The 26975-nt window shown below is 35.3% G+C and carries 41 protein-coding genes; 40 read left to right on the top strand and 1 reads right to left on the bottom strand.

What is annotated here, in order from left to right:
- The 40 genes from P8I29_04220 to P8I29_04025 all read left to right on the top strand — a co-directional run.
- Nucleotides 1-828, top strand: an 828-nt coding sequence (locus P8I29_04220; protein MDG1917006.1) for a T9SS type A sorting domain-containing protein, incomplete at its 5' end; no start/stop codon positions are given.
- Between the two features lie 160 nt (nt 829-988).
- Entirely contained in the window at nt 989-1363 is a 375-nt protein-coding gene (gene rpsL / locus P8I29_04215) for a 30S ribosomal protein S12 (protein ID MDG1917005.1), read from the top strand.
- 23 nt (nt 1364-1386) lie between these two features.
- Nucleotides 1387-1857, top strand: a complete 471-nt coding sequence (rpsG, locus tag P8I29_04210; protein ID MDG1917004.1) for a 30S ribosomal protein S7 — start codon at nt 1387-1389, stop codon at nt 1855-1857.
- A gap of 5 nt (nt 1858-1862) precedes the next feature.
- Nucleotides 1863-3974 carry an elongation factor G gene (gene fusA / locus P8I29_04205; GenBank protein ID MDG1917003.1) on the top strand — a complete coding sequence of 704 codons (2112 nt, stop codon included), beginning with the start codon at nt 1863-1865 and terminating at the stop codon, nt 3972-3974.
- Nucleotides 3975-3987: 13 nt separating this feature from the next.
- A complete protein-coding gene (gene rpsJ / locus P8I29_04200) occupies nt 3988-4293 on the top strand; it encodes a 30S ribosomal protein S10 (protein ID MDG1917002.1) in 306 nt (101 codons plus the stop codon).
- A 32-nt stretch (nt 4294-4325) separates the two neighbouring features.
- Complete coding sequence (gene rplC / locus P8I29_04195) at nt 4326-4943, top strand: 50S ribosomal protein L3 (GenBank protein ID MDG1917001.1); 618 nt, start codon at nt 4326-4328, stop codon at nt 4941-4943.
- Nucleotides 4943-5569 (top strand): 50S ribosomal protein L4, encoded by a 627-nt coding sequence (rplD, locus tag P8I29_04190; protein MDG1917000.1) that lies wholly within the window; start codon nt 4943-4945, stop codon nt 5567-5569. The genes rplC and rplD overlap by 1 nt, the downstream gene beginning before the upstream one ends.
- Before the next feature lie 4 nt (nt 5570-5573).
- Nucleotides 5574-5864 carry a 50S ribosomal protein L23 gene (rplW, locus tag P8I29_04185; protein ID MDG1916999.1) on the top strand — a complete coding sequence of 97 codons (291 nt, stop codon included), beginning with the start codon at nt 5574-5576 and terminating at the stop codon, nt 5862-5864.
- An 11-nt stretch (nt 5865-5875) separates the two neighbouring features.
- Nucleotides 5876-6703, top strand: coding sequence for a 50S ribosomal protein L2 (rplB, locus tag P8I29_04180; GenBank protein ID MDG1916998.1), 828 nt, complete (start codon nt 5876-5878; stop codon nt 6701-6703).
- A gap of 9 nt (nt 6704-6712) precedes the next feature.
- Nucleotides 6713-6982: a 30S ribosomal protein S19 gene (gene rpsS, locus P8I29_04175; protein MDG1916997.1), complete on the top strand. Its 270-nt coding sequence runs from the start codon at nt 6713-6715 to the stop codon at nt 6980-6982.
- Nucleotides 6983-6988: 6 nt separating this feature from the next.
- A complete protein-coding gene (gene rplV / locus P8I29_04170; GenBank protein ID MDG1916996.1) occupies nt 6989-7402 on the top strand; it encodes a 50S ribosomal protein L22 in 414 nt (137 codons plus the stop codon).
- Entirely contained in the window at nt 7402-8112 is a 711-nt protein-coding gene (rpsC, locus tag P8I29_04165) for a 30S ribosomal protein S3 (protein MDG1916995.1), read from the top strand. Before rplV ends, rpsC begins: the two co-directional genes overlap by 1 nt.
- A 28-nt stretch (nt 8113-8140) precedes the next feature.
- Nucleotides 8141-8563, top strand: coding sequence for a 50S ribosomal protein L16 (gene rplP, locus P8I29_04160; protein MDG1916994.1), 423 nt, complete (start codon nt 8141-8143; stop codon nt 8561-8563).
- 12 nt (nt 8564-8575) lie between these two features.
- The gene (gene rpmC / locus P8I29_04155; protein ID MDG1916993.1) at nt 8576-8779 is read left to right on the top strand and encodes a 50S ribosomal protein L29; all 204 of its coding nucleotides are present in this window, start codon (nt 8576-8578) and stop codon (nt 8777-8779) included.
- A gap of 7 nt (nt 8780-8786) precedes the next feature.
- Nucleotides 8787-9038, top strand: coding sequence for a 30S ribosomal protein S17 (gene rpsQ / locus P8I29_04150; protein MDG1916992.1), 252 nt, complete (start codon nt 8787-8789; stop codon nt 9036-9038).
- Between the two features lies 1 nt (nt 9039).
- On the top strand, nt 9040-9408 hold the full coding sequence (gene rplN / locus P8I29_04145; protein MDG1916991.1) for a 50S ribosomal protein L14: 369 nt from the start codon (nt 9040-9042) through the stop codon (nt 9406-9408).
- A gap of 13 nt (nt 9409-9421) precedes the next feature.
- Nucleotides 9422-9745 (top strand): 50S ribosomal protein L24, encoded by a 324-nt coding sequence (gene rplX / locus P8I29_04140; protein MDG1916990.1) that lies wholly within the window; start codon nt 9422-9424, stop codon nt 9743-9745.
- Complete coding sequence (gene rplE / locus P8I29_04135) at nt 9745-10290, top strand: 50S ribosomal protein L5 (GenBank protein MDG1916989.1); 546 nt, start codon at nt 9745-9747, stop codon at nt 10288-10290. The genes rplX and rplE overlap by 1 nt, the downstream gene beginning before the upstream one ends.
- Before the next feature lie 3 nt (nt 10291-10293).
- The gene (gene rpsN, locus P8I29_04130) at nt 10294-10563 is read left to right on the top strand and encodes a 30S ribosomal protein S14 (protein ID MDG1916988.1); all 270 of its coding nucleotides are present in this window, start codon (nt 10294-10296) and stop codon (nt 10561-10563) included.
- 17 nt (nt 10564-10580) lie between these two features.
- Entirely contained in the window at nt 10581-10973 is a 393-nt protein-coding gene (rpsH, locus tag P8I29_04125) for a 30S ribosomal protein S8 (GenBank protein ID MDG1916987.1), read from the top strand.
- Between the two features lie 23 nt (nt 10974-10996).
- Entirely contained in the window at nt 10997-11551 is a 555-nt protein-coding gene (gene rplF / locus P8I29_04120; protein MDG1916986.1) for a 50S ribosomal protein L6, read from the top strand.
- A gap of 22 nt (nt 11552-11573) precedes the next feature.
- A complete protein-coding gene (rplR, locus tag P8I29_04115) occupies nt 11574-11915 on the top strand; it encodes a 50S ribosomal protein L18 (GenBank protein ID MDG1916985.1) in 342 nt (113 codons plus the stop codon).
- Nucleotides 11916-11925: 10 nt separating this feature from the next.
- A complete protein-coding gene (gene rpsE / locus P8I29_04110; GenBank protein ID MDG1916984.1) occupies nt 11926-12438 on the top strand; it encodes a 30S ribosomal protein S5 in 513 nt (170 codons plus the stop codon).
- Nucleotides 12439-12449: 11 nt separating this feature from the next.
- Nucleotides 12450-12632: a 50S ribosomal protein L30 gene (gene rpmD / locus P8I29_04105; GenBank protein ID MDG1916983.1), complete on the top strand. Its 183-nt coding sequence runs from the start codon at nt 12450-12452 to the stop codon at nt 12630-12632.
- A gap of 7 nt (nt 12633-12639) precedes the next feature.
- Entirely contained in the window at nt 12640-13089 is a 450-nt protein-coding gene (gene rplO / locus P8I29_04100) for a 50S ribosomal protein L15 (GenBank protein ID MDG1916982.1), read from the top strand.
- A 9-nt stretch (nt 13090-13098) separates the two neighbouring features.
- Complete coding sequence (gene secY, locus P8I29_04095; GenBank protein ID MDG1916981.1) at nt 13099-14484, top strand: preprotein translocase subunit SecY; 1386 nt, start codon at nt 13099-13101, stop codon at nt 14482-14484.
- Nucleotides 14485-14494: 10 nt separating this feature from the next.
- Nucleotides 14495-15271, top strand: coding sequence for a type I methionyl aminopeptidase (map, locus tag P8I29_04090; GenBank protein MDG1916980.1), 777 nt, complete (start codon nt 14495-14497; stop codon nt 15269-15271).
- A gap of 2 nt (nt 15272-15273) precedes the next feature.
- Complete coding sequence (gene infA, locus P8I29_04085; protein ID MDG1916979.1) at nt 15274-15489, top strand: translation initiation factor IF-1; 216 nt, start codon at nt 15274-15276, stop codon at nt 15487-15489.
- A 4-nt stretch (nt 15490-15493) separates the two neighbouring features.
- Nucleotides 15494-15610 (top strand): type B 50S ribosomal protein L36, encoded by a 117-nt coding sequence (gene ykgO, locus P8I29_04080; protein ID MDG1916978.1) that lies wholly within the window; start codon nt 15494-15496, stop codon nt 15608-15610.
- A gap of 16 nt (nt 15611-15626) precedes the next feature.
- Nucleotides 15627-16004, top strand: coding sequence for a 30S ribosomal protein S13 (gene rpsM, locus P8I29_04075; protein ID MDG1916977.1), 378 nt, complete (start codon nt 15627-15629; stop codon nt 16002-16004).
- A gap of 13 nt (nt 16005-16017) precedes the next feature.
- Nucleotides 16018-16401 carry a 30S ribosomal protein S11 gene (rpsK, locus tag P8I29_04070; protein MDG1916976.1) on the top strand — a complete coding sequence of 128 codons (384 nt, stop codon included), beginning with the start codon at nt 16018-16020 and terminating at the stop codon, nt 16399-16401.
- A 37-nt stretch (nt 16402-16438) separates the two neighbouring features.
- Nucleotides 16439-17041 (top strand): 30S ribosomal protein S4, encoded by a 603-nt coding sequence (gene rpsD, locus P8I29_04065; protein ID MDG1916975.1) that lies wholly within the window; start codon nt 16439-16441, stop codon nt 17039-17041.
- A 21-nt stretch (nt 17042-17062) separates the two neighbouring features.
- Entirely contained in the window at nt 17063-18055 is a 993-nt protein-coding gene (locus P8I29_04060) for a DNA-directed RNA polymerase subunit alpha (protein MDG1916974.1), read from the top strand.
- Nucleotides 18056-18060: 5 nt separating this feature from the next.
- Nucleotides 18061-18684, top strand: a complete 624-nt coding sequence (gene rplQ, locus P8I29_04055) for a 50S ribosomal protein L17 (protein ID MDG1916973.1) — start codon at nt 18061-18063, stop codon at nt 18682-18684.
- 80 nt (nt 18685-18764) lie between these two features.
- Nucleotides 18765-19874 carry a glutamine-hydrolyzing carbamoyl-phosphate synthase small subunit gene (gene carA / locus P8I29_04050; protein MDG1916972.1) on the top strand — a complete coding sequence of 370 codons (1110 nt, stop codon included), beginning with the start codon at nt 18765-18767 and terminating at the stop codon, nt 19872-19874.
- Complete coding sequence (gene eno / locus P8I29_04045; GenBank protein MDG1916971.1) at nt 19874-21163, top strand: phosphopyruvate hydratase; 1290 nt, start codon at nt 19874-19876, stop codon at nt 21161-21163. Before carA ends, eno begins: the two co-directional genes overlap by 1 nt.
- Before the next feature lie 7 nt (nt 21164-21170).
- Nucleotides 21171-22457 carry a citrate synthase gene (locus P8I29_04040; GenBank protein MDG1916970.1) on the top strand — a complete coding sequence of 429 codons (1287 nt, stop codon included), beginning with the start codon at nt 21171-21173 and terminating at the stop codon, nt 22455-22457.
- Between the two features lie 66 nt (nt 22458-22523).
- A complete protein-coding gene (locus P8I29_04035) occupies nt 22524-24296 on the top strand; it encodes a UbiD family decarboxylase (GenBank protein ID MDG1916969.1) in 1773 nt (590 codons plus the stop codon).
- Complete coding sequence (purT, locus tag P8I29_04030; protein ID MDG1916968.1) at nt 24293-25456, top strand: formate-dependent phosphoribosylglycinamide formyltransferase; 1164 nt, start codon at nt 24293-24295, stop codon at nt 25454-25456. Before P8I29_04035 ends, purT begins: the two co-directional genes overlap by 4 nt.
- Nucleotides 25457-26027: 571 nt before the next feature.
- Nucleotides 26028-26459, top strand: a complete 432-nt coding sequence (locus P8I29_04025) for a hypothetical protein (protein MDG1916967.1) — start codon at nt 26028-26030, stop codon at nt 26457-26459.
- 67 nt (nt 26460-26526) lie between these two features.
- Here the strand turns inward: P8I29_04025 and P8I29_04020 are convergent, their stop codons facing one another.
- Complete coding sequence (locus P8I29_04020; GenBank protein ID MDG1916966.1) at nt 26527-26910, bottom strand: hypothetical protein; 384 nt, start codon at nt 26908-26910, stop codon at nt 26527-26529.
- Between the last annotated feature and the right edge of the window lie 65 nt (nt 26911-26975).

Here is a 26975-nt window from a genome sequence, read left to right as displayed (position 1 = left end):
TACAGTTGGTCAAATATGGGCAACTCTGTTGAAGGTTCTACAGATTTAATGGATTTAAGTGCTGGTATATATACGTTAACTCTTGAGGATGCTAACAACTGTGAGCGTCAATTTGATATAGAGGTTATTGAACCGTCAGCATTAACGGCAAGTTTTTTAGTTCAAGACGTCAAATGTAATGGCAGTGATGATGGCAGTGCAACGGTATCTATAGCTGGAGGAGTATCTCCTTATTCTATAAATTGGCAAGGGGCAGATTCTACATCTTTGTCAGCAGATACTTACGAGGTGTTAATCACTGACGCAAATAACTGCCCTGGATCGATCGAAGTTGAGGTAAATCAGCCAACAGCCGTTGTCGCAAGTTTTAATGCAAACCAAGTTCCATTTACGGCTTCTGCAACTGGAGGCACACCGCCTTACACTTTTGAATGGTTGTATTTTGGAAATTACCAATCAAGTGGAACTACTTTCACACCTACTCAAGATGGAGAGTACACTTTAGTAGCTATTGACAACAATGATTGTGAAGGACGATTGGAAGAAATGTACAATAAGGTTGGGGTTTCAGAATTAGATGGTTTAGAAGTGTTAGTTTACCCTAATCCAGTTGAAGACCATTTTGTTGTCGAAGTAATATCTGATAATAACTCTGAAGATTTTAATTTCAAACTATTGGATACACGAGGTAGGGTTTTGAGAGATGGAAATTTCAAAAAACGAGTTAAAATTGATAGGCGTGATTTAGCTTCAGGTGTATATTTTATTCACTTGCATTCCGACTCACAATTTATGCAGCGTAAAATTATTTTTTCAGAAAAAAAATAGGGCTGAAATTATAAATAATATAGTCTAGTGGCACCCATATTTAATTGTATGGGTGTTTTTTTTTGTAAAAAAGCTGTAAATACTATTTGATAGTTAATAAAAATGATTAGATTTGCGCCCCCAAAATAGGGTAGAAACACAATAAAAAAAGAGAAATAGTATGCCAACTATTCAACAATTAGTAAGAAAAGGAAGGACTAAGATTACCAAAAAGTCCAAGTCAATTGCTCTAGCAAGTTGCCCTCAAAGAAGAGGCGTTTGTACAAGAGTTTATACAACAACACCAAAAAAACCAAACTCAGCGATGAGAAAGGTAGCTAGGGTGAGGTTGACCAATGGTAATGAAGTGAACGCCTATATTGGAGGTGAAGGACACAATCTACAAGAACACTCTATTGTTCTTGTTAGAGGTGGTAGGGTAAAAGATTTGCCAGGTGTTCGTTATCACATTGTGAGAGGAGCTTTAGACACTGCTGGTGTTGATGGCAGAACTCAAAGAAGATCTAAGTATGGTACTAAACAACCTAAAAAATAATTTTAGCTTAAGTATATAGAACAATGAGAAAAAGTCCAGCTAAAAAAAGAAGATTATTGCCTGATGCTAAGTTTAACGATACTATGGTAACACAGTTCGTTAATAATATGATGTATGATGGTAAAAAATCAACCGCTTTTAAAATATTCTATGACGCTCTAGAGATTGTTGAATCTCGTGTCGAAGACACTTCAGCCTTAGACGTATGGAGAAAAGCCGTTCAAAATATAACTCCAGCTGTCGAGGTTAGAAGCCGAAGAATAGGTGGAGCAACTTTTCAGATTCCTCAACCAATTAGAGATGCCCGTAAATTATCTATGGCAATGAAATGGATGATTGGTTATGCAAGAAAAAGAAACGATAAAAACATGAGTCACAAGTTGGCTGCTGAAATCGTTGCCGCTTTCAAAGAGGAAGGAGCTGCATACAAGAAAAAACAAGATACTCACAGAATGGCTGAAGCCAACAAAGCATTCTCTCACTTTAGATTCTAATAAAAATGGCAAAAAGAGATTTAACATTTACAAGAAATATTGGTATTGCAGCGCATATTGATGCTGGAAAAACAACTACCACAGAAAGAATCCTTTATTATGGTGGAGTAAGCCATAAAATTGGTGAGGTACACGATGGTGCAGCTACAATGGACTGGATGGAGCAGGAGCAAGAAAGAGGTATTACTATTACTTCAGCAGCTACTACTTTGAATTGGAATTACAGAGATAAAGATTATCATGTAAATATTATCGATACACCAGGTCACGTAGATTTTACCGTTGAAGTAAATCGTTCTCTTAGAGTATTAGATGGTTTAGTATTCTTGTTTAGTGCTGTAGATGGTGTTGAGCCACAGTCAGAAACAAACTGGAGATTAGCTGATAATTATAATGTGCCTAGAATTGGATTCGTTAATAAGATGGATCGTCAAGGTGCAGATTTCTTAAATGTATGTCAGCAAGTAAAAGATATGTTAGGAAGTCACGCACTTCCGCTTCAAATTCCTATTGGAAGTGAAGATAAATTTAGAGGAGTTGTTGACCTTATCAATTTCAAAGGCATTGTTTGGAATGAGGATGATATGGGAATGACTTACGAAGAGGTTGAGATTCCAGCTGATATTATTGATGAAGCAAGAGACTACAGAGGAAAGCTTCTTGAAGCAGTAGCTGAATTCGATGATAACCTACTTGAAAAATACTTCGAGGACGAAAACTCTCTTACTGAAAGAGAAATTCTTGATGCATTAAGACAGGCAACAATAGGTGGTAAAGTAATCCCTATGATGTGTGGTTCTGCATTTAAAAATAAAGGTGTTCAAGCTATGCTTGATATGGTAATGGAAATTCTTCCATCTCCAATTGATACTGAAGCTATTAAAGGTACTAACCCAAGAACTGATGCTGAAGAAAGTAGAAAGCCTTCAATAGATGAGCCTTTTGCTAGTTTAGCATTTAAGATTGCTACTGACCCTTATGTAGGTAGATTATGCTTTACAAGAGCTTATTCAGGTGTTCTTGATTCAGGTTCTTATGTTTTGAATACACGTACCAACAAGAAAGAGCGTATTTCTAGAATATTCCAGATGCACGCTAACAAGCAAAACCAAATTGAAAGTTTACAAGCTGGAGATATTGCTGCACTTGCTGGTTTTAAAGACATTAGAACTGGAGATACTTTGTGTTCTGAGAGTTCGCCAATAGTGTTGGAATCTATGGATTTTCCAGATCCAGTAATTGGAATTGCTATTGAGCCTAAAACTCAAAAAGATATGGATAAATTAGGCGTAGCTTTAGGTAAGCTAGCCGAAGAAGATCCAACATTTACAGTAAAAACAGACGAAGATTCAGGTCAAACAATTATCTCAGGAATGGGTGAGCTACACTTGGATATTATTGTTGATCGTTTAAAAAGAGAATTTGGAGTAGAATGTAACCAAGGTGCACCAAAAGTAGCATACAAAGAAGCTATTACATCACCTGTTTCTACTCGTGAAACATACAAAAAACAATCTGGTGGACGTGGTAAGTTCGCTGATATTCAATTCGAAATGTCTCCTGTTGATGAAGATTTCGAAGGAGAAGGATTGCAATTTGTAGATCAAATTAAAGGTGGATCTATTCCAAAAGAATTTATTCCATCTGTTGAAAAAGGATTTAAACAAGCAATGCAGAATGGTATTTTGGCTGGTTTTGAAGTGGATTCATTAAAAGTTAGACTTTTTGATGGTTCTTTCCACGATGTCGATTCAGACCAATTATCATTTGAGATATGTGCTAAGTTAGCATTTAAAAATGCTTGTAAAGAAGCATCTCCTGTACTTCTTGAACCTATTATGAAAGTTGAAGTTGTTACTCCAGAGCAAAATATGGGTGATGTAGTAGCTGACCTTAACAGAAGAAGAGGTATCATGCAAGGAATGGATTCAAGAAATGGTGCAGAAGTGGTAAAGGCACATGTGCCGCTTTCTGAAATGTTCGGTTATGTTACAACATTGAGAACAATTACTTCTGGTAGAGCAACTTCTACTATGGAATTTTCTCACTTTGCAGAATGCCCTAAAAACGTTTCTGATGCAGTAATTACCGAAGTAAAAGGATTAAAACAAGCATAAATTCATTAAAGTAATGAGTCAAAAAATAAGAATCAAGCTTCAATCGTATGATCACAATCTAGTAGACAAGTCTGCTGAGAAGATTGTAAAAACTGTAAAATCAGCTGGTGCTGTTGTTAGTGGTCCTATACCACTACCTACTCACAAGCGAATTTATACTGTTCTTCGTTCTCCTCACGTAAACAAAAAGTCTAGAGAGCAATTTCAATTGTGCGCTCATAAGAGATTGATGGATATTTATTCTACATCTTCTAACACCATCGATGCATTGATGAAGTTAGAGCTTCCAAGTGGAGTTGATGTTGAAATAAAAGTGTGATAGTTTAATTATAAAACTAAAAGACAAATAAAATGTCAGGAATAATTGGAAAAAAAGTAGGTATGACAAGCTTTTACGATGACAACGGAAAAAACATTCCTTGTACCGTAATCGAAGCTGGACCATGCGTAATTACTCAGGTTAAGACGCCTGAGACGGATGGTTATAATGCACTACAACTTGGTTTCGAAGACCAAAAAGAAAGTAGAGTGAACAAACCTAAAATGGGTCACTTTAAAAAAGCTAAAGTCTCACCAAAGAAAAAATTGGTTGAGTTTAGAGATTTTGAAGGTGAATTTAATTTAGGAGATTCAGTAACGGTTGAAATCTTTGAAGAAGGCGAATACGTTGATGTTGTTGGGACTTCTAAAGGTAAAGGTTTTCAAGGTGTTGTTAAAAGATACAACTTTAGAGGTGTAGGTGATGCTACACACGGTCAGCACAACAGAATGCGTGCCCCTGGTTCTATTGGTGCCGCTTCATACCCTGCTCGTGTATTCAAAGGAATGAGAATGGCAGGTCAAATGGGAAATAAGAGAGTTAAAGAAACTAACTTACAAGTAATGAAAGTTTTCCCTGAGAAAAACATAATAGTAGTGAAAGGTGCTATTCCCGGAGCTAAGAACTCATTTGTAATTGTAGAGAAATAATGGAATTAGCAGTATACAATATAAGCGGAAAGAAGACTTCTAAGAAAGTCAAGCTTAATAAGAAAGTTTTTGGTGTAGAGCCCAATAACCATGCTATCTATTTAGATGTAAAACAGTATTTGGCTAATCAGCGTCAAGGTACTCACAAATCTAAAGAGCGTGGAGAAATTACAGGTTCAACTAGAAAAATTAAAAAGCAAAAAGGTACTGGTACAGCTCGTGCTGGTTCTATCAAGAATCCATTATTTAGAAGTGGTGGTCGCGTTTTTGGACCACAGCCAAGAGATTATGGTTTTAAATTAAATAAAAAGGTCAAAAGAGTGGCACGTGCTTCAGCACTTACTCTAATGGCAAAAGATAAAAATATTACGGTATTAGAAGACTTTAACTTCGATGCTCCTAAGACAAAGCAATATCTTGAGATATTAGCTAATTTAGAGTTAAGCGGTAAAAAAACCCTACTAATATTAAATGAGCCAAATCAAAATATCTATTTATCTGCTAGAAATTTAGATAGAACAAATGTTGCCACATCTGCTAATTTGAATACGTATCAAATTATGAATGCAGGTAATATTTTAATGGTGGAGAGTTCAGTCAAAGAAATTGAAAACACTTTAAGTTAAGACGATGAGTATTTTAATAAAACCAATAATAACTGAGAAAATGACTGCTGCTAGCGAGGAGTTTAATCGCTATGGATTTGTTGTTGACAGAAATGCTAACAAAATCCAAATTAAGGGAGCCGTTGAAGAAGCCTATGGTGTAACCGTAGATTCAGTTAGAACAATGAATTACGCTGGTAAATCTAAGAGTCGTTTCACAAAAGCTGGAGTGATTAGTGGAAGAACAAGTCATTTTAAAAAGGCTATTGTTCAATTAGCAGAAGGAGATACAATTGATTTTTATAGCAACATCTAATTTTTAGAAAGATGGGATTAAGAAAACTAAAACCAACAACACCAGGACAACGTTTCAAAGTCGTAAATGATTTTGAACAATTAACAACGGGCAATAACCCTGTTAAGTCGCTTATTTTGAAGAAGTCAAAATCTGGTGGTAGAAATAACACTGGTAAAATGACAATGCGCCACACTGGTGGTGGTCATAAGAAAAGATACAGAGTTATCGACTTTAAAAGAAATAAGTTCGGTATCCCTGCAGTAGTAAGCACTGTAGAGTATGATCCAAACAGAACAGCTTTTATTGCTCTTTTGAACTATGCAGATGGTGAGAAACGATATATTATCTGTCCTAACGGATTAAAAGTTGGTCAGACTATAGTATCTGGAAAAGATGCAACACCTGAAGTTGGTAATGCATTATACCTTGCAGATATTCCGCTAGGAGCTACTATCCATAATATTGAATTAAGACCTGGTCAAGGTGGAGTTATGGTTAGAAGTGCGGGTGCTTATGCACAACTTATGGCGCGAGACGGCAAGTATGCTATCGTTAAATTAGCTTCAGGTGAAGTAAGAATGATTTTACAAACGTGTTTAGCTACAATAGGTACTGTTTCAAATTCGGAACACAGTTTACAAAACTCAGGTAAGGCTGGTAGAAGTCGTTGGTTGGGTAGAAGACCAAGAACAAGACCAGTAGCGATGAACCCTGTTGATCACCCAATGGGTGGTGGTGAAGGTAGAGCATCTGGTGGTCATCCAAGATCAAGAAATGGTATACCTGCTAAAGGCTACAAGACACGTGCTAAAAAGAATAATTCTAATATATACATTGTCGAAAGACGTAAGAAATAAGAATAAATTATGGCTAGATCATTAAAGAAAGGTCCATTTATACACTTTAAACTTCAAAAGAAAGTTGAAAGTAACATTGCTTCTGGTAAAAATAACGTAATCAAAACGTGGTCTCGTGCCTCAATGATTTCACCAGAATTTGTTGGACAAACTATTGCAGTTCATAATGGAAGACAATTTATCCCTGTTTTTATCACTGAAAACATGGTAGGTCACAAATTAGGCGAATTTTCTCCAACTCGTACCTTTAGAGGTCACGGTGGTAACAAGAAAAAATAATAACAAATGGGAGTTAGAAAAAGAAATACTGCTGAAGCATTAAAAGAGGCTCGTAAAAATATAGCCTTTGCAAAACTTAACAATTGTCCTACATCTCCAAGAAAAATGAGATTAGTAGCCGATATTATCAGAGGCTTAGATGTTGAGAAAGCACTCAATATTTTGAAGTTTAATTCGAAAGAAGCATCAGGTAGGTTAGAGAAATTATTACTTTCTGCTATTGCAAATTGGGAATCTAAAAATGAAGGTTCTAAAATTGAGGATAGTAATATATATGTAAAAGAAATCACTGTGGATAGTGGAAGAATGCTTAAACGCGTTCAACCAGCTCCTCAAGGTAGAGCTCACAGAATTAGAAAAAGATCTAATCATGTAACAATTGTATTAGGTAGTAGAACACAAGAAAACCAAGATTCATAATGGGACAAAAAACAAATCCAATAGGTAATAGATTAGGATACATCAAAGGATGGGATTCTAACTGGTATGGTGGAAGAAATTATGGTGACAAAATTGCTGAAGACAGTAAAATACGTCAATACATTGGTGTTAGGCTTTCTAATGCAAGTGTAGCAAGAGTTGTCATTGAAAGAACTCTTAAGATGGTAACCATTACTATTCATACTGCAAGACCAGGTATTATTATCGGAAAGGGTGGCCAAGAAGTTGACAAATTAAGAGAAGAACTTAAGAAAATTACTAAGAAAGAAGTTCAAATCAACATCTTTGAAGTAAAACGTCCTGAGTTAGATGCCAATCTTGTTGCTGCTAGTATTGCACGTCAAATTGAAGGCAGAATTTCTTTCCGTCGTGCTATTAAGATGGCTATTGCTAGTACTATGAGAATGGGTGCTGAAGGAATTAAAGTTAAAATCTCTGGCCGTTTGAATGGTGCTGAGATGGCACGTTCTGAACTCTTTAAAGATGGAAGAACTCCACTACATACTTTCAGAGCTGATATAGATTATGCTTTGGAAGAAGCTCACACCACCTATGGAAGAATTGGTGTTAAGGTGTGGATTTGTAAAGGTGAAGTATATGGTGCACGTGATTTATCACCAAATGTTGGTTTAGGCAATAAGCCTAACGGACCAAAAGGCGGAGGTAAGTTTAAAAGAAAAAGAAAGTAATTAGTTAAGATAAAAGCGTAATAAAGATATGTTACAGCCAAAGAAGACAAAGTTTAGAAAAATGCAAAAGGGCAAAATGAAAGGTTATGCCCAAAGAGGTAGCCAATTATCTTTTGGTTCTTTCGGAATAAAAGCATTAGAAGAAACCTGGATTACTGCTCGTCAGATTGAAGCTGCTCGTATTGCGGTAACTCGTTATATGAAAAGACAGGGGCAAGTATGGATACGCATTTTTCCAGATAAACCTGTTACATCTAAACCTGCCGAAGTAAGAATGGGTAAAGGTAAAGGTGCTCCTGAATATTGGGCTGCAGTTGTCAGACCCGGTAGAATGCTTTTTGAATGCGACGGTGTTTCTAAAGAAGTAGCACAAGAAGCACTGCGTTTAGCAGCTCAAAAGTTACCAATTAAAACAAAATTTGTCGTTCGTAGAGACTACGTTGAGGCTTAATAGTATAGAATTATGAAACAGTCAGTTATCAAAGAAATGGCAACTAATGAGCTTGAAGCTCTTCTTGAAACAGAGCAAGCTCGTTTAGAAAAAATGAAAGTAAACCATATGGTATCTCCATTAGAGAATCCTAAGCAACTTACTTTCGCTAGGAAAACAATAGCTAGAATTAATACAGAATTGAGATCTAGAGAATTAATTGAAGCACAAAATTAGGAACGAAATGAGAAACCTAAGAAAAGAAAGAATCGGTGTTGTAACAAGTAACAAAATGGATAAGTCCATAGTTGTTTCTGTTGTAAGAAAAGAAAAACACCCACTATATGGAAAGTTTGTTATGAAGACTAGTAAGTTTACTGCTCATGACGAAAAAAATGACTGTAATAGTGGTGATACCGTTAAAATTATGGAAACTCGTCCAATCAGTAAGAACAAATGTTGGAGATTAGTTGAAATTATAGAAAGAGCTAAATAAGATGATACAACAAGAAAGTAGATTAAAAGTAGCCGATAACTCCGGAGCCAAAGAAGTTCTTTGTATTAAAGTTCTTGGTGGCACAAAAAGAAGATATGCTTCTATTGGTGATACTATTGTAGTCACAGTAAAAGATGCTATTCCTTCAGGAAATATCAAAAAAGGAACAGTAGCTAAGGCCGTTGTCGTTAGAACAAGAAAAGAAACACGTCGACCAGACGGTTCATACATACGTTTTGATGACAATGCGTGTGTATTATTGAACCCAACAGGAGAGATGAGAGGTACTCGTATTTTCGGGCCTGTTTCAAGAGAATTGAGAGATAAACAATTCATGAAAATTGTATCATTAGCACCTGAGGTGCTTTAATATAAATAGTATTATGTCGAAGTTACACATAAAAAAAGGAGATACTGTAAAGGTTATTGCTGGAAACTCAAAAGGTCAAGAGGGAAAAGTAATAGAAGTAATTATTTCTAAGTCTAGAGCACTAGTTGAAGGAGTAAATATGGTATCTAAACATACGAAGCCCAACGCTGCAAGTCCACAAGGTGGAATTATCAAGAAAGAGGCTTCTATTCATATTTCTAACCTTATGCTTGTTGATCCTAAATCGGGAGATGCAACTCGAGTAGGTAGAAAGATGGATGATAAAACAGGAAAATTAACACGTTATTCTAAAAAATCAGGGGAGGTAATTAAGTAATGTATACACCTAGATTAAAAACAAAATATTCAGAGGAAATTGTAGCAAGGCTACAAGAAAAGTACTCTTACAAGTCAATAATGCAAGTGCCAAAGCTCCAAAAGATTTGTTTAAATCAAGGTTTAGGTGACGCTGTTACTGATAAGAAAATGGTTGAGCATGCTTGTGATGAGATGACTTTAATCACTGGTCAGAAAGCAGTTTCAACGAAATCTAAAAAGGATATCTCTAACTTTAAATTAAGAAAGGGAATGCCTATCGGTGCTCGTGTAACATTAAGAGGTGATAAAATGTATGAATTTTTAGATCGTTTTATTACATCTTCTCTTCCTAGAGTACGTGATTTTAGAGGTATTAATCCAACTGGATTTGATGGACGAGGAAATTATAATTTGGGAATTAAAGAGCAAATTATATTTCCAGAAATCGACATCGATAAAGTGAATAAAATTACGGGTATGGATATTACATTTGTAACATCGGCACCTACGGATGAAGAAGCAAAGAGTCTATTAACAGAATTTGGTTTACCATTTAAAAAATAAGTTATGGCTAAAGAATCAATGAAGGCAAGAGAGGTTAAGCGTCAAAAACTTGTCGAAAAATACGCAGAAAAAAGAGCAGCTTTAAAAGCAGCAGGTGACTATGAGGCTTTACAAAAGCTTCCTAAAAACGCTTCTCCTGTACGTTTGCATAATAGATGTAAACTAACTGGTCGTCCAAAAGGATATATGCGTCAGTTTGGTATCTCTAGGGTAACCTTTAGAGAAATGGCTAATCAAGGCCTTATACCAGGAGTTAAAAAAGCAAGTTGGTAATTAGAGAAAATTAAAAAATGTACACAGACCCAATAGCAGATTATTTGACGCGTATTAGAAACGCAGCAAAAGCAGGACACAAAGTTGTTATGATTCCTTCTTCGAATACAAAGAAGGAAATGACAAAGATCTTAAAAGACAAAGGTTATATTTTAAACTATAAGTTTGAAGAAGATAACAAACAAGGTATGATTAAAATAGCCTTAAAATATAACGGTTCTACTCCTGCGTTTAAGAAAATTGAACGAATCAGTAAGCCTGGTTTAAGAAAATATGCTAATAAAGCGACTATGCCTAGAGTTCTTAATGGTTTAGGTATTGCAATTCTTTCAACTTCAAAAGGTGTTATTACTGATAAAGAAGCTAAGAATTTAAATGTTGGTGGCGAAGTATTGTGCTACGTTTATTAATAACAGAATAATTAAGATAAGAAATGTCTAGAATAGGAAATAACCCAATCGAATTACCTCAAGGAGTAACTATTACTGTAGGAGATAACAATTCAGTTCTTGTTAAGGGTAAACTTGGTGAATTATCAAAAACTTTTCATGCAGATTTGACCATGAAAGTTGAAGAAAATTCTGTTGCCGTTGAACGTCCTTCTAATAGTAAAGAACACAAATCTTTTCATGGACTTACAAGATCTTTACTAAACAATATGATTATTGGAGTTAATGAAGGTTTCAAAAAAGAATTAGAGTTAGTTGGGGTAGGATACCGTGCAAGTAACTCAGGGCAAAAATTAGAGTTAGCCTTAGGGTTTTCACACAATGTTATATTTGAAATACCTACAGAAGTAAAAGTAGTAACACTTTCAGAAAAAGGTAAAAATCCAATCATCACATTAACTTCTATGGATAACCAATTATTAGGAGCTGTTGCTGCCAAAATTCGTTCCCTAAGAAAGCCTGAGCCTTACAAAGGAAAAGGAATAAAATATGTAGGTGAGCAATTAAGAAGAAAAGCTGGTAAAACTGCTGCTAAATAAAAATTAAAAAGTTTATAGAAACATGGCGTTTTCAAAAGAATCAAGAAGAAATAAAATTAGAACAAGAGTAAGAGCTGCTATTTCTGGAACACCAGAAATGCCAAGGCTTGCCGTTTTCAGAAGTAATAAAGAAATCTACGTGCAGCTAATCAATGATATTGATGGTAAAACTATTGCAGCAGCTTCTTCTAAAGACATTAAAGGAACAAAAATTGAACAAGCGGGTGCTGTAGGTAAGGCTATTGCTGAAAAATGTATTGCTGCTGGTGTATCAAAAGTTGTTTTTGATAGAGGTGGCTACCTTTACCATGGTAGAGTTAAGGCTTTAGCAGAAGGTGCTCGTGAATCAGGATTAAAATTTTAAGAAATAATATATGTCAGACATTAAAAGAGTAAAAGCAAGCGACATTGAGTTAACGGATAGACTCGTTGGAATACAACGTGTAACTAAGGTAACTAAAGGTGGTCGTACATTTAGTTTTTCTGCAATTGTTGTTGTAGGTGACGGTAATGGTATTGTTGGTCATGGTTTAGGAAAATCTCAAGAGGTTACTGTGGCCATCAGTAAAGCGATTGATTCTGCTAAGAAAAATTTGGTTAAAGTACCTGTTCAACACGGTACAATACCACACGAGCAAGAGGCTAAATATTCGGGCTCTCAAGTCCTTATCAAACCAGCATCAAATGGTACTGGTGTTAAGGCCGGAGGTGCAATGCGTGCTGTATTGGAGAGTGCTGGTGTTCATGATGTACTAGCGAAATCAAAAGGCTCGTCAAACCCTCACAACTTAGTTAAAGCAACAATGAAAGCTTTAACTGAACTAAGAGATGCTAAACAAGTTGCTTCACAAAGAGGAGTTAACTTAGAAACAGTTTTTAACGGATAAAAATTATACTGATGGCTAAAATCAGAGTTACGCAAGTAAAAAGTAAAATAGGCAGACCTGAAAGACAAAAGCGAACAATGTTAGCTTTAGGGTTGAAAAAAATGAACCAAACAATTGAGCATGAGGCAACTCCTCAAGTGTTAGGTATGGTAAAAAAAGTAGCGCACCTTTTGAAGGTCGAAGAAGTAAAATAAATTAAAGATGGATTTAAGTAATCTTACTCCTGCAAAAGGATCAGTAAAAAATAGAAAAAGAATCGCAAGAGGTGAAGGTTCTAAAAAAGGTGGCACTTCTACAAGAGGTCACAAAGGAGCTAAATCACGTTCTGGATATTCTAGAAAAGTAGGTTTTGAAGGTGGTCAAATGCCACTTCAAAGGAGAGTCCCTAAATTTGGATTCACTAACCCTAATAGAAAAGAGTTTAGAGGTGTAAATTTACATACCCTTCAAACTTTAGTTGATAATAAGAAAGTAAAAGACTCAATAGATTTAGAAGTTCTTATCTCTAACGGATTGGCACACAAAAACGACCTTGTGAAAATCTTAGGAAGAGGTGAACTTAAAGCTAAGCTGAATGTAACTGTTCATAGCTTTTCGGCAACTGCTAAATCTGCTATTGAATCTGCTGGTGGTACAGCTACCACACTGTAAAATACAATTATGAAGAATCTAATCACTACATTAAAAAATATTTGGAAGATAGAAGAATTGAGAACTAGAATCCTAGTGACTTTAGGTTTCATTCTTATATATCGTCTAGGAGCACAGGTTCCATTGCCAGGTATTGATGCTAGCGTACTTGCTGCTGCCAATCAAGCTAGTGGTGGTCCTGATGGATTATTAGGATTATTAAACTTGTTTACGGGTGGAGCATTCGCACAAGCTTCTATTTTTGCTCTAGGTATAATGCCATACATTTCAGCATCGATTGTTATTCAATTGATGGGTATAGCTGTTCCATATTTCCAGAAACTACAAAGAGAAGGAGAAAGCGGAAGAAGAAAAATAAATAACATCACTCGTTATTTAACAATACTAATCACAGGTTTTCAAGCACCTGGATTCATTGCGAATCTTAAAAGTCAGTGGTTGAATAAACCTATCGAACTTGCAGATGGTACTTTTGGATATGTATTTGCTAATAACGAAGCATCTTTCATGTTTACAATAATGTCTATACTTGTATTAGTTACAGGTACTATGTTTGTAATGTGGTTAGGTGAAAAAATTACCGACAGAGGTATTGGAAACGGTATATCTTTAATCATTATGATTGGTATTATCGCTGCTTTACCAGGATCATTGTTTGCCGAATTTGCAGCTGCTTTAGAAAGTCAAGGCGGCGGTTTAGTGATATTCTTAGTTGAAATATTAGCTCTTATGCTTGTTATATTAGTAAGTATATTACTAGTACAGGGAACAAGAAGAATTCCAGTTAACTTTGCTAAAAGAGTAGTAGGTAACAAGCAATATGGAGGTGTACGTCAGTATATTCCATTAAAAGTTAACGCATCAGGTGTAATGCCAATTATCTTTGCACAAGCAATTATGTTTGTGCCGATAACTTTAGTTGGATTTTCAGAATCAGAAACTTTACAAGGGTTTGCAGCAGCATTTACAGATTTTGCTGGATTCTGGTACAACTTAGTATTCTTTTTGATGATTGTAATATTTACATACTTTTATACTGCTATTACAGTTAATCCAAAGCAAATGGCAGATGATATGAAGAAAAATGGCGGTTTCATTCCAGGAGTTAAGCCAGGTCGTAAGACTGCTGAGTTCCTTGATGATGCAATGTCAAAAATCACTCTACCAGGTTCTTTATTCTTAGCATTTGTGGCTATTCTTCCCGCATTCGCTATGCAATTTGGAGTTAATCAAGGTTTTGCTCAATTTTACGGAGGAACATCTTTATTAATTATGGTAGGTGTAGTGTTGGATACACTACAACAAATTGAAAGTCACTTATTAATGCGTCATTATGATGGATTAACAAGTACAGGAAGGATAAAAGGAAAGTCATCAGGAATGATGGGACAATAAAACGGATTCGATGATTTTTATTAAGACCGACGAAGAAGTTGAATTGATAAGAAAAAGTTCTTTACTTGTTGCAAAGGCACACGCTGAAGTTGCCAAAATGATTGAACCGGGAGTTAACACTCTCCAATTAGATCAACGTGCTGAAGAGTACATACGAGACAACGGAGGCGTACCAGCTTTTAAAGGATACAATGGGTTTCCAAATTCATTGTGTATGTCACCAGACAGTCAAGTGGTGCATGGTGTTCCGAACAACGAACCTCTTGTAGAAGGATCGATACTTTCGGTAGACTGTGGCGTTTTGATGAATGGTTTTTATGGTGACTCTGCTTTTACTTACCCTATTGGTAATATAGATGCAGAAACCCAAAAGCTTTTAGATGTGACCAAAGAAAGTTTGTACAAAGGAATTGAACAAGCTATTGTAGGAAACCGAGTTGGAGATATAAGTTATGCTGTTCAACAACATGCAGAATCTCATAATTACGGAGTTGTACGAGAATTAGTTGGTCATGGTGTGGGTGAACATTTACATGAGAGCCCAGAAGTGCCAAATTATGGTAAAAGAGGACATGGTCCGAAGTTACAAAATGGATTAGTCATAGCTATTGAGCCAATGATTAATATGGGAGTAAAAAATATTCGTCAGCATTCTGACGGATGGACAATTACAACCGCTGATAACAAACCTTCAGCACATTTTGAGCACACCATTGTTGTAAGACAAGGAAAAGCTGATATCTTATCAAGTTTTGAATGGATAGAAAAAGAATTGAATAAAAAGTAAATATGGCCAAACAGGCACACATAGAACAAGATGGAGTAATTACTCAAGCACTCTCTAACGCAATGTTTAGAGTAGAGCTAGAAAATGGGCACATCATAACAGCTCATATTTCAGGAAAAATGAGAAAATTTTACATCAAACTATTGCCTGGGGATAAAGTAAAATTAGAAATGTCGCCATACGATTTAACAAAAGGAAGAATAACTTACAGATACTAAGAAAATGAAAGTTAGAGCATCATTAAAAAAGAGAAGTGAAGATTGCAAAATCGTTCGAAGAAAAGGACGCTTATATGTAATTAATAAAAAGAATCCTAAGTTTAAACAACGTCAAGGTTAATTTTAAAAAATAGTAAATGGCTAGAATTGCAGGTATCGATTTACCAAAAAACAAAAGAGGCGTAATAGGTCTTACATACATCTACGGTATAGGATCAAGTGTCGCTAAGAACATCTTAGATAAAGCTGGGATTGACCACAGCGTAAAAGTTCAGGATTGGAACGATAAACAACTTTCTGACATTCGTCAAATCATTGGTGATGATGTCAAAGTTGAAGGTGAGTTGCGTTCTGAAACACAAATGAATATCAAGCGATTGATGGATATCGGTTGTAACCGTGGTATTCGTCATCGTGTAGGTTTACCGCTTAGAGGTCAGCGTACTAAGAATAATTCCAGAACTCGTAAAGGAAGAAGAAAAACAGTTGCTAACAAGAAGAAAGCTACTAAATAATAAAAACTGAGATATGGCTAAATCAAATCAGAAAAAAAGAACCGTTAAGGTTGAGGCAGTAGGACAAGCACACATCCAAGCTACCTTCAACAATATCATTATTTCTTTGACTAATAACCAAGGACAAGTAATTTCTTGGTCATCAGCAGGAAAAATGGGTTTTAGAGGTTCTAAGAAAAATACTCCATATGCTGCTCAAACAGCTGCTGAAGATTGCGCAGCAAGAGCACACGAAGCAGGACTAAGAAAAGTCAAAGTATTCGTTAAAGGGCCAGGTTCAGGTAGAGAGTCGGCGATAAGAACGTTACACAATAACGGTATTGTCGTTACTGAAATAGTAGATATTACTCCAATACCACATAATGGCTGTCGTCCTCCTAAAAGACGTAGAGTATAATTTTTTTTTAAAAGAAAATAAGATAAACAAATAAGAAATGGCAAGATACAGAGGTCCACAATCAAAAATTGCAAGACGATTTAACGAACCGATTTTCGGTCCTGATAAGGCTTTAGAAAGAAAAAACTATGGTCCAGGACAACACGGAAATAACAGAAGATCTAAGAAATCAGAATATGCTGGGCAGTTAGCTGAAAAGCAAAAAGCTAAGTATACCTACGGTATCTTAGAAAAGCAATTTTCTAACTTATTTAAAGAAGCTTCTAGAAGAAAAGGTATTACCGGTGAAATCCTTTTACAGCTTTGTGAAGCTCGTTTAGACAATATAGTTTACAGATTAGGAATTGCACCTACTCGTAGAGCATCAAGACAATTAGTTACGCACAGACACATTACTGTTAATGGAAGAATAATGAATATTCCTTCATATTCTGTAAATGTCGGCGATATTATCGCTGTGCGTGAGAAATCAAAATCATTGGAGGTAATAACAAGCTCCTTAATTAATTCAACTGAAAGTTGTGAGTATGTAGAATGGAATCCGGACATTATGTCTGGTAAGCTAGTAGCTATTCCACAAAGAGAGCAAATTGCTGAAAACATCAAAGAACAATTAATCGTTGAATTATATTCTAAATAATAACTAAATCACCCTATTGATATGTCAATATTAGATTTTCAAAGACCAGACAAAGTTTACATGATAGAGTCGACAGACTTTCATGGTAACTTCGAATTCAGACCACTAGAACCAGGATACGGTTTAACTATTGGAAATGCTCTAAGAAGAGTACTACTTTCTTCTTTGGAAGGATTCGCTATCACATCAATCAAAATTGAAGGTGTAGAGCACGAGTTTTCATCAATCAAAGGTGTTGTAGAAGATGTTACAGAAATTATTCTTAATCTAAAACAAATTCGCCTTAAGCAACAAATTGAAGATGATAACTCTGAAAAAGTCCAAGTTAAAATTGGTGGTAAAGAACAGCTTACTGCAGGTGATATAGGAAAGAGTTTAACTTCTTTTCAGATTCTTAATCCTGATTTAGTAATCTGTAATTTAGATAAATCAGTTGAGATTGAAATGGAACTTACCATTGAAAAAGGTAGAGGTTACATTCCTTCAGAAGAAAACAAAAAAGTTACTGCTCCTCTAGGAACAATTTTTATAGATTCAATTTTTACTCCTATTAAAAATGTAAAATTTGGAGTTGAAAACTTCCGTGTCGAGCAAAAAACAGATTATGAAAAATTAGTTTTTGAAATCTCTACAGATGGTTCTATCCATCCTAAAGATGCACTTACAGAGGCTGCTAAAATCTTAATCCAACACTTTATGTTGTTCGCTGACGAAAATGTTACTTTTGAACAAACTGAGGCGGACAGTACGCATGAGTTTGATGAAGATACATTACACATGCGTCAATTATTAAAAACAAAATTAACTGATCTAGAATTATCAGTTAGAGCATTAAATTGCTTGAAAACTGCTGAAGTAGAAACTTTAGGAGAATTAGTATCTTTCAATAAGTCTGATCTATTGAAGTTTAGAAACTTTGGCAAAAAATCATTGACTGAATTAGAAGAAATGGTTCTTGTTAAAGGGTTGAACTTTGGAATGGATGTAGCTAAATTTAATTTAGATAAGGAATAGTAAAAATGAGACACGGAAAGAAATTTAACCATTTAGGTAGAAAAACAGCGCATAGAAAGGCTATGCTATCAAATATGGCTTGTTCATTAATCGAACACAAGCGTATTAAAACTACTGTTGCAAAAGCTAAAGCGCTTAGAAAATTTGTTGAGCCTTTAATCACAAAGTCTAAAACAGATACTACTCATTCTAGAAGAATTGTATTTAGTCATCTTAGACAAAAAGAAGTTGTAACAGAACTGTTTGGTGACGTTGCTTCTAAAGTAGCTACTAGAGACGGTGGTTACACTAGAATTTTAAGAACAGGAAATCGTTTAGGTGATAACGCTGAAATGTGTTTAATAGAACTTGTTGATTACAACGATACTTATACAACGGATAAACCAAAGAAAATGGCTAAGTCTACAAGACGTTCAGGCGGTGCTAAAAAGACTGCTACACCTGCAATTGAAGAGGCTGTAGTTGTTGAAGAAGCAGTATCTGAAACAAAAGCTGAAGAGGTAGTTGAGGAAACACCTGCTACTGATGTTGCTGTTGAAGCAACAGCAGAATCTACAGAGGCTCCCGAAGATAAGGAAGAAACTAAAGAAGAAAACAACGCCAAAGATAATGAGACAAAGAGTGAGTAAGCTCACATATCTGTCTTAAATATTAAATCAAGGGATAGGCGTTAGCGTTTTATCCCTTTTTTTTTTATTTTTTTATGAAAATGAAATACAAAAGTAAATCAGATGCTGTTCTACTACTAGAAGATGGAACAGTATTTTATGGAAAGTCTGCTGGTATGACCGGAACTGCTACCGGTGAGATTTGCTTTAATACTGGTATGACAGGATATCAAGAAATTTTTACAGACCCATCTTATTTTGGGCAAATAATGCTTACCACAAATGCTCATATTGGTAATTATGGTATTCATGCTGAAGAAGTAGAATCGGATAAAATGAAAATTTCTGGACTGATATGTAAAAACTACAATATTAGTTATTCAAGACCAGACGCAAAGGAATCAATTCAGGATTATTATGAATCTGAAGAGATGGTAGCAATTTCAGATGTTGACACTAGAGCATTAGTAAGACACATTCGTGATAAAGGTGCTATGAACGGCATTATTTCATCTGAAACCACAGACATAGACGTTCTCAAGGAAAAATTAAATCAAGTGCCTTCAATGGAAGGATTGCAGTTGTGCGATAAAGTTTCTACCACTTCTCCTTATTTCTTTGGAGAAGAAAACGCTAAATTTAAAGTAGCAGTACTTGACTTTGGTGTTAAAAGAAATATTTTGAGATGCTTATCTGACAGAGGATGCTATATGAAAGTATTCCCTTATAACGCTCCATTTGAGGAATTAGAATCTTGGAATCCAGATGGCTATTTCTTATCCAATGGACCGGGTGACCCTTCTGTTATGCCAGAAGTAATAGAAAACGTTAAAAAGATTACTAAAACAATGTACCCTGTTTTTGGTATTTGCTTAGGTCATCAAGCTTTAGCAATTTCTGAAGGTATTTCTACCTACAAAATGCACAATGGTCATCGAGGAATTAATCATCCTGTTCAAAATTTAGCTTCAGGAAAATGCGAGGTTACATCTCAAAATCATGGATTTGGGATAAAGGCTGAAGATGTAGAAAAACATCCTAACGTAGAAGCAACTCACATCAATTTAAATGATAAAACAGTTGAAGGCATTAAAGTTAATGATAAAAACGCTTTTTCTGTTCAATATCACCCTGAATCATCGCCTGGTCCACATGACTCAAGATATTTGTTTGACCACTTTATTAACCTTATACAAGAACACAAAAAATAATGAGTAGAATAGTTGCAATAAATGCAAGACAAATTTTAGATTCAAGAGGAAATCCAACTGTTGAAGCAGATGTAATAACAGAAAATGGTGTAATGGGTAGAGCTGCAGTTCCATCTGGAGCATCAACAGGTAAGCACGAGGCTGTAGAGCTTAGAGATGGTGACAAAGGGGTTTATGTAGGTAAAGGTGTATTAAAAGCCGTTAATAATGTAAATACAGCCATTGCTGAAGAGTTAAACGGAATGTATGTTAGTGATCAAGCCTCAATTGATGCGGCAATGATTCGTTTAGATGGAACAGAAAATAAGGCTAATTTAGGAGCTAACGCTATGCTTGCTGTTTCTATGGCTGTAGCCAAAGCAGCAGCCCAAGAAAGTGGTCAATTGCTTTTCAATTACATCGGCGGAATGAATGCTAGAACATTACCGATTCCAATGATGAATATTTTAAACGGAGGATCTCATGCCGATAACAGCATAGACTTTCAAGAATTTATGGTGATGCCTGTTGGAGCTAATTCTTTTAGTGAAGCTTTGAGAATGGGTACAGAAGTGTTTCATAATTTGAAAGAAGTACTCAAATCTAAAGGGTTCTCTACTAATGTTGGTGACGAAGGTGGATTTGCTCCAAACTTAGGATCTAATGTTGAAGCTGTAGAAACTGTTTTGACTGCTATAGAGAAAGCGGGTTATAAACCTGGAGACGATATGTATATAGCTATGGATGCAGCTGCCTCAGAGTTTTATAATGCTGAAGAGAATGTGTATCATTTCCATCAATCCACAGGAGATAAATTAACACCATCTGAGATGGTAAGCTATTGGAAAGAGTGGTCTGAAAAATACCCTATCCTTTCCATTGAAGATGGTTTGGATGAAGATGATTGGGACGGTTGGAAAGAATTGACTGACGCTATTGGCGATAAAGTACAATTGGTTGGTGATGATTTGTTTGTGACTAATGTAAATCGATTATCTAAAGGAATTGAAAATGGTATTGCAAATTCAATCCTTGTTAAAGTCAATCAGATTGGAACCTTAACAGAAACAATTGAAGCCGTTCAAATGGCACAAACTAATTCATATACTTCTGTTATGAGTCACCGTTCAGGAGAAACAGAAGACACTACAATTGCTGATTTAGCAGTTGCATTGAGTACAGGGCAAATAAAAACTGGTTCTGCATCTCGTTCAGATAGGATGGCAAAATACAATCAGTTGTTGAGAATAGAAGAAGTATTGGGTGAAGAAGCTAAATATTTAGGTAAGTCATTTAAGTTTTTAAAATAAATAATATATGTCAGAAAAAGCCGAATTACATTACAAAGGAAATGTGTACCAAATACCAGTTGTAGAAGGTACCCAACAAGAAAAAGCCTTAGATATTAGTAGACTTAGAGGTGAGTCTGGTCTTATAACTTTGGATAAAGGATTTAAAAATACAGGCTCTACTGAAAGTGCAATTACTTTTCTTAATGGGGAAGAGGGTATATTAAAATACCGTGGTTATTCCATTGAAGAGTTAGCAGATAAATCTAGCTTTGTTGAAGTGTCTTATCTACTTATTTATGGTGAATTGCCTACAGCTGAGCAATTAGAGTCGTTTAAATCAGAAATAACGAGTCATACATTAGTGCATGAGGATGTAAAATCAATCTTAGATGGTTTTCCATCTAAATCACATCCAATGGGAGTTTTATCTTCTTTAGTTTCTTCTTTAACGGCTTTTTACCCTATGTCATTAGATCCAAATCGATCGGCTAGTGAAGTAAACGGTACTATAATTCGTTTGTTGGCTAAATTACCAACATTAGCAGCATGGAGTTATAAAAACAGAATGCGTCAACCAGTTGTATATCCAAATAACAGCTTGGATTATTGTTCTAACTTCTTGAGAATGATGTTTGCTTTACCTACTGAGGAGTATAAAATCAATCCAGTAGTAGCTAAGGCCTTAGATAAACTTTTGATTTTACATGCTGACCACGAACAAAACTGTTCTGCATCAACTGTTAGAATTGTTGGTTCATCGCACGCAAGTTTATACACATCCGTATCAGCAGGTATTGCAGCCCTTTGGGGCCCGCTACATGGTGGAGCCAATCAAGCTGTGATAGAAATGCTAGAAGATATAAAGAAAGATGGTGGAGATGTAGAGAAATACGTTGCTAGAGCTAAGGACAAATCTGATTCTTTCCGATTAATGGGATTTGGTCATAGAGTTTACAAAAACTTTGACCCTAGAGCAACTATCATTAAGAAGGCTGCCGATGATGTCTTAAAAGAATTAGGTGTTGATGATCCTGTGTTAGATATCGCTAAAAAATTAGAAGAAATAGCCTTAAACGATGAATATTTTGTTGCTAGAGGGCTTTACCCTAACGTAGATTTCTATTCGGGAATTATATACCGTGCTTTAGGAATTCCTACTGATATGTTTACTGTAATGTTTGCTATTGGAAGGCTTCCAGGTTGGATAGCGCAATGGAAAGAAATGAGAGAAAACAACGAGCCTATAGGCCGACCTCGTCAAGTATATACTGGTTATACCTCAAGAGATTATGTTTCTATTGATAAGCGTTAAAAATTGATTAATAATAACTATTAAAAAAGGTCGTCAAATAAGGCGACCTTTTTTTATTTTTGTACCATGGCATACAAATCAATAAACGATTGTGTTTTAGACTTAGAGAAAAGGGGTATGCTCATCCGTATAAAAGAGGAGGTAGACCCTAATTTAGAAATGTCAGCTATTCATCAGTTGGTATTTAAAAATCACAAAAAAGCAGTGTTATTTGAAAATGTAAAGGGTAGTCGATATTCTGCTGTTTCTAACTTATTTGCCACTTTAGAACAAAGTCAATTTATTTTTCGAAATTCATTAAAAGCTGTCAAAGGTCTAGTTTCACTAAAAGCTAATCCTACAAACTTTTTCAAAACGCCATTGGCTTTATTAGATTCTGTTGTGCAAGCACCTTATGCTTTGCCATTAAAAAAGTGGTCACATAATTTTGAAGAAATCCAAATTGAAGATATCCCTCAAATAAAATGTTGGCCTATGGATGGCGGTGCATTCGTCACTTTGCCACAAGTATATTCGGAAGATATCGACAAGCCAGGGATAATGAATTCTAATCTTGGAATGTATCGAATTCAACTTGGCGGAAATGATTACGTTAAGAATAAAGAGATAGGCTTACACTATCAAATACATCGAGGTATTGGTGTACACCAATCCAAAGCAAATGCAAAGGGACAGCCTCTTAAAGTGAGTATTTTCATAGGAGGACCTCCTGCACATAGTTTAGCCGCTGTAATGCCATTGCCAGAGGGTATGAGTGAAATGACTTTTGCTGGAATAATGAGCGGAAGAAACTTTAGATACACGATTAGAGATGGTTATACCTTGTCCAATGACGCAGATTTTGTTATTTGTGGAGAAATAAATGCTGGCGATGTTAAGCCCGAAGGTCCTTTTGGTGATCACCTTGGGTATTACAGCTTGACTCACGATTTTCCAGTTATGAGGGTTCACAAGGTTTATGCTAAAAAAGATGCTATTTGGCCATTTACCGTTGTCGGAAGACCACCACAAGAAGATAGTCAGTTTGGTGCATTAATACATGATATTACAGACGGAATAATTCCTACCGAGATACCGGGATTAAAAGCGGTAAACGCTGTTGACGAAGCTGGTGTTCACCCTTTGCTATTGGCTATTGGCAGTGAACGTTATACTCCATATCAAAAGATTAGAAGACCTCAAGAGTTGCTAACCATTGCAAACCATATCTTGGGCAAAGGACAATTAAGTTTAGCCAAATATTTATTTATTGTAGCTCAAGAAGACGATGCTAATTTAGATGTTCAGAACGAATACGATTTCTTTCAACACTTATTTTCAAGAGTTGATTGGAGCAGAGATTTACATTTTCAAACCAAGACTACTATGGACACTTTAGACTATAGTAGTACTGGAGAAATTAATGAAGGATCCAAAGTTGTTTGTGCTGCAGTAGGACAGAAGAAGAGAGATTTATGTTCTGATTTAACAGCTTTATCTATTCCAAGTAATTTGAAGCCAAAATTAGTTATGCCAGCTGTTCTCATAGTTGAAGCTAATGATATCCAATCAGTAAAGGATCAATTAGAGTCATTGAATTTGGAAGGCATTGCATTAATAACTTTAGTGGATGATTCAGCTTTTGTTGCAGCAAACATTAGTAATTGGTTGTGGATTACTTTTACTAGATCTAATCCAGCTGAGGACATTTTTGGATTAGAAGAAGCTACACAAAACAAACACTGGTCTTGCAGAATACCAATAATCGATGCACGAGTAAAGCCTCATCACGCACCTGCTATGCAAATGCCTGATGAAATTATACAAATGGCACAACAAAAGATAAATAATGCTTTATGAGAAACAAGATTTTACTTTTAGGTTCAGGTGAGTTGGGTAAAGAATTAGTCATAGCCTTGCAACGTCTTGGTCAATACATTATCGCAGTCGATAACTATGAAAATGCTCCTGCTATGCAGGTAGCTCACGAATACGAAATTATTGATATGCTTGATGGTGATGCTCTTGATGCTTTAGTAGAAAAACACCAACCTGATTTAATAGTGCCTGAAGTAGAGTCAATTCGTACCGAACGATTTTACGAATATGAAAAACAAGGCTTCAAAGTAATACCATCTGCCAAGGCGGCTAACTTCACCATGAATAGAAAGGCAATCAGAGATTTAGCGGCTATAGAACTTGGTGTTAAAACAGCTCAATATCGCTATGCTACTAGCTATGAAGAGCTTAAGGCAGGTGTTGAGATATGTGGTATGCCATGTGTAGTAAAGCCTTTGATGTCTAGCTCGGGTAAAGGTCAATCTGTTATAAAGACAGAAGCTGATATCCAAACAGCTTGGGATTATGCTATGGAGGGTTCAAGGGGTGACTTGAAAGAAGTTATTGTTGAAGAATTTATTGATTTCGATTTTGAAATTACGTTACTAACCCTCACTCAGAATAATGGCAATACCTTATTTTGTCCTCCAATAGGACATAGACAAGAAAGAGGCGACTATCAAGAAAGTTGGCAACCTATGGCTATGAGCGATGCTCACTTATCTGAAGCACAAGAAATGGCCCAAAAAGTGACTACATCTTTAAAAGGTTCAGGAATTTGGGGTGTTGAATTTTTTATTGGAAAGAGTGGAGTTTATTTTTCTGAGTTATCACCTCGCCCACACGATACAGGAATGGTTACATTAGCTAATACTCAAAATTTCTCTGAATTTGAGTTACATGCTAGAGCTATTTTAGGAATTCCGGTTAAAGAAATTACGTTATTAAAAAATGGTGCTAGCGCTGTTATATTAGCTGATAAGGATAATACTTCCTTACCCATTTTCTCAGGCCTAGAACAAGCGTCACTTTTTTCAAATTCAGATTTTAAGATTTTTGGAAAACCCACTTCTCGTCCGTACAGAAGGATGGCAGTAGCTTTGAGTTATGGAGTGAATGAAAACACTGATAGTTTGGTAGAAAGAGCAAAACAAGTAGCAAATACTATTTCTGTTAGTTAGTCAAAATACAGGTTTATTTTCTTATATTTAAACAAACTATTAACGAGTTGGAAAATATATTAGAAAATTTAATAGTATTTCTGACTTTCATTCCTGTGTTTTTCACCCTTTATGGTCTTATTACTAAGAGTAGAGTTTTCTTTTTAATAGGGTATACTATTTTCGCTTTTTTTATTATAGTTTCTGAATATTTATTTTACTGTTTAGAAAATGATTTTATGCATGTTATAATATCAATTCTTTTTTTATACAATTGATTGTTTCTTACCCTACTATTTTACGTTTTGATGGGTCTCGCGTATTCAAGTCTTTTATATTAAAATCATGTGTGTTATTTTTTTTACAAATACAGTTGGAATATTTGTAGTGTATAACAATCCTCTAATCAATAATTTTGGAATTTTATTTCATAGCTTTTTTATTGTGGCTGCTATTATTTACTACTTCATAATTCTATCAAATAGCATATTGTTATATGATAGTGATAGGAATTATACTTTTAGGGATACTCAATAATGTTGAGTGTTGTTTTTATGTTAATGGTTGAATTTATTTACCAACTTTTGAATACATGGAGTCTGTCGCTACTTTTTTACCTATAATACCTGTTCTTCTAACTGCTTTTGGTGTGCTTAAAAAGAAACGTTTTTTCTTTTTATTAGGATACACACTTTATTCTTTAATGGTAGTGACTGCGGAGTTATATTCTTATGCTTCTTCTGGAGATTTTTCTCATTTTATGATAGCTTCTTTATTTTTCCCTCAACTTATAATAGCTTTTCCTAATAAATTAATCGACGACGGTTCTAAGGTGTTTAAGTTGTTTACTATCAAATTGTTTCTATGTTTAGTCGTAATAAATATCATAGGTGTATTAGTTGTTTTAAATGATCCGATAGTTAATGATATATGTGCGTATTATTATGCTTTACTTGCATTTTTACCAATAGTTGTCATCTTCTTAATGTTAATTAATAGAATTCCTGTTCAAGAAAATAAGTAATAGGTTTTTAGTTTTAAAAAAACCCTCTTAAAATTTTAGGAGGGCTTTTTTATTAGTTTGATTTTGGCTACTTCGTTTTTCCTAATACATAGCCAATAACTCCACCCATAATAGCTGCAGTGATACTGCCAATAACAAGGTCAGTAAAAAAGTGTTCTAGGTTAAATGCTTTCGATGAATACATAAAAAAGTTCATGCTAAGACTGTTGAGGAAGCCTAAAATAAGCCCAGCAATAGCTCCACCTTTTAAAGTACTTATACTTGCCCATTGCTTATAGATGTAGGTGTAAAGGAAAGCATAAACAAAACAACCAATAAAAATAAACGAGATTGCATTTTCGCCTTTACTAGGATAAATTTCTGTGAAAAGAATACCGTAAAATAACCAGCCGAGTAAAAAATAAGTAATTGTTCCTGCGATTGCAGATAGAATAAAAGATTTAGAAGTCATGTTTTTAAAGTTTTAAGTTCTCTCAAATATAGTAAAAACAGTAAATAAATGCTAATTGATCCTTT

It is taken from the genome of Flavobacteriales bacterium (genome assembly GCA_029248105.1).
GTDB lineage: Bacteria > Bacteroidota > Bacteroidia > Flavobacteriales > UBA7312 > UBA8444.
This window is presented reverse-complemented; position numbering and strand designations above follow the sequence as displayed.

Excerpts from the sequence above, each read along its gene's own strand:
- rpsL (MDG1917005.1), top strand. The coding sequence starts at position 989 with ATGCCAACTATTCAACAATTAGTAAGAAAAGGAAGGACTAAGATTACC.
- rpsG (MDG1917004.1), top strand. The coding sequence starts at position 1,387 with ATGAGAAAAAGTCCAGCTAAAAAAAGAAGATTATTGCCTGATGCTAAG.
- fusA (MDG1917003.1), top strand. The coding sequence starts at position 1,863 with ATGGCAAAAAGAGATTTAACATTTACAAGAAATATTGGTATTGCAGCG.
- rpsJ (MDG1917002.1), top strand. The coding sequence starts at position 3,988 with ATGAGTCAAAAAATAAGAATCAAGCTTCAATCGTATGATCACAATCTA.
- rplC (MDG1917001.1), top strand. The coding sequence starts at position 4,326 with ATGTCAGGAATAATTGGAAAAAAAGTAGGTATGACAAGCTTTTACGAT.
- rplD (MDG1917000.1), top strand. The coding sequence starts at position 4,943 with ATGGAATTAGCAGTATACAATATAAGCGGAAAGAAGACTTCTAAGAAA.
- rplW (MDG1916999.1), top strand. The coding sequence starts at position 5,574 with ATGAGTATTTTAATAAAACCAATAATAACTGAGAAAATGACTGCTGCT.
- rplB (MDG1916998.1), top strand. The coding sequence starts at position 5,876 with ATGGGATTAAGAAAACTAAAACCAACAACACCAGGACAACGTTTCAAA.
- rpsS (MDG1916997.1), top strand. The coding sequence starts at position 6,713 with ATGGCTAGATCATTAAAGAAAGGTCCATTTATACACTTTAAACTTCAA.
- rplV (MDG1916996.1), top strand. The coding sequence starts at position 6,989 with ATGGGAGTTAGAAAAAGAAATACTGCTGAAGCATTAAAAGAGGCTCGT.
- rpsC (MDG1916995.1), top strand. The coding sequence starts at position 7,402 with ATGGGACAAAAAACAAATCCAATAGGTAATAGATTAGGATACATCAAA.
- rplP (MDG1916994.1), top strand. The coding sequence starts at position 8,141 with ATGTTACAGCCAAAGAAGACAAAGTTTAGAAAAATGCAAAAGGGCAAA.
- rpmC (MDG1916993.1), top strand. The coding sequence starts at position 8,576 with ATGAAACAGTCAGTTATCAAAGAAATGGCAACTAATGAGCTTGAAGCT.
- rpsQ (MDG1916992.1), top strand. The coding sequence starts at position 8,787 with ATGAGAAACCTAAGAAAAGAAAGAATCGGTGTTGTAACAAGTAACAAA.
- rplN (MDG1916991.1), top strand. The coding sequence starts at position 9,040 with ATGATACAACAAGAAAGTAGATTAAAAGTAGCCGATAACTCCGGAGCC.
- rplX (MDG1916990.1), top strand. The coding sequence starts at position 9,422 with ATGTCGAAGTTACACATAAAAAAAGGAGATACTGTAAAGGTTATTGCT.
- rplE (MDG1916989.1), top strand. The coding sequence starts at position 9,745 with ATGTATACACCTAGATTAAAAACAAAATATTCAGAGGAAATTGTAGCA.
- rpsN (MDG1916988.1), top strand. The coding sequence starts at position 10,294 with ATGGCTAAAGAATCAATGAAGGCAAGAGAGGTTAAGCGTCAAAAACTT.
- rpsH (MDG1916987.1), top strand. The coding sequence starts at position 10,581 with ATGTACACAGACCCAATAGCAGATTATTTGACGCGTATTAGAAACGCA.
- rplF (MDG1916986.1), top strand. The coding sequence starts at position 10,997 with ATGTCTAGAATAGGAAATAACCCAATCGAATTACCTCAAGGAGTAACT.
- rplR (MDG1916985.1), top strand. The coding sequence starts at position 11,574 with ATGGCGTTTTCAAAAGAATCAAGAAGAAATAAAATTAGAACAAGAGTA.
- rpsE (MDG1916984.1), top strand. The coding sequence starts at position 11,926 with ATGTCAGACATTAAAAGAGTAAAAGCAAGCGACATTGAGTTAACGGAT.
- rpmD (MDG1916983.1), top strand. The coding sequence starts at position 12,450 with ATGGCTAAAATCAGAGTTACGCAAGTAAAAAGTAAAATAGGCAGACCT.
- rplO (MDG1916982.1), top strand. The coding sequence starts at position 12,640 with ATGGATTTAAGTAATCTTACTCCTGCAAAAGGATCAGTAAAAAATAGA.
- secY (MDG1916981.1), top strand. The coding sequence starts at position 13,099 with ATGAAGAATCTAATCACTACATTAAAAAATATTTGGAAGATAGAAGAA.
- map (MDG1916980.1), top strand. The coding sequence starts at position 14,495 with ATGATTTTTATTAAGACCGACGAAGAAGTTGAATTGATAAGAAAAAGT.
- infA (MDG1916979.1), top strand. The coding sequence starts at position 15,274 with ATGGCCAAACAGGCACACATAGAACAAGATGGAGTAATTACTCAAGCA.
- ykgO (MDG1916978.1), top strand. The coding sequence starts at position 15,494 with ATGAAAGTTAGAGCATCATTAAAAAAGAGAAGTGAAGATTGCAAAATC.
- rpsM (MDG1916977.1), top strand. The coding sequence starts at position 15,627 with ATGGCTAGAATTGCAGGTATCGATTTACCAAAAAACAAAAGAGGCGTA.
- rpsK (MDG1916976.1), top strand. The coding sequence starts at position 16,018 with ATGGCTAAATCAAATCAGAAAAAAAGAACCGTTAAGGTTGAGGCAGTA.
- rpsD (MDG1916975.1), top strand. The coding sequence starts at position 16,439 with ATGGCAAGATACAGAGGTCCACAATCAAAAATTGCAAGACGATTTAAC.
- P8I29_04060 (MDG1916974.1), top strand. The coding sequence starts at position 17,063 with ATGTCAATATTAGATTTTCAAAGACCAGACAAAGTTTACATGATAGAG.
- rplQ (MDG1916973.1), top strand. The coding sequence starts at position 18,061 with ATGAGACACGGAAAGAAATTTAACCATTTAGGTAGAAAAACAGCGCAT.
- carA (MDG1916972.1), top strand. The coding sequence starts at position 18,765 with ATGAAATACAAAAGTAAATCAGATGCTGTTCTACTACTAGAAGATGGA.
- eno (MDG1916971.1), top strand. The coding sequence starts at position 19,874 with ATGAGTAGAATAGTTGCAATAAATGCAAGACAAATTTTAGATTCAAGA.
- P8I29_04040 (MDG1916970.1), top strand. The coding sequence starts at position 21,171 with ATGTCAGAAAAAGCCGAATTACATTACAAAGGAAATGTGTACCAAATA.
- P8I29_04035 (MDG1916969.1), top strand. The coding sequence starts at position 22,524 with ATGGCATACAAATCAATAAACGATTGTGTTTTAGACTTAGAGAAAAGG.
- purT (MDG1916968.1), top strand. The coding sequence starts at position 24,293 with ATGAGAAACAAGATTTTACTTTTAGGTTCAGGTGAGTTGGGTAAAGAA.
- P8I29_04025 (MDG1916967.1), top strand. The coding sequence starts at position 26,028 with ATGGAGTCTGTCGCTACTTTTTTACCTATAATACCTGTTCTTCTAACT.
- P8I29_04020 (MDG1916966.1), bottom strand. The coding sequence starts at position 26,910 with ATGACTTCTAAATCTTTTATTCTATCTGCAATCGCAGGAACAATTACT.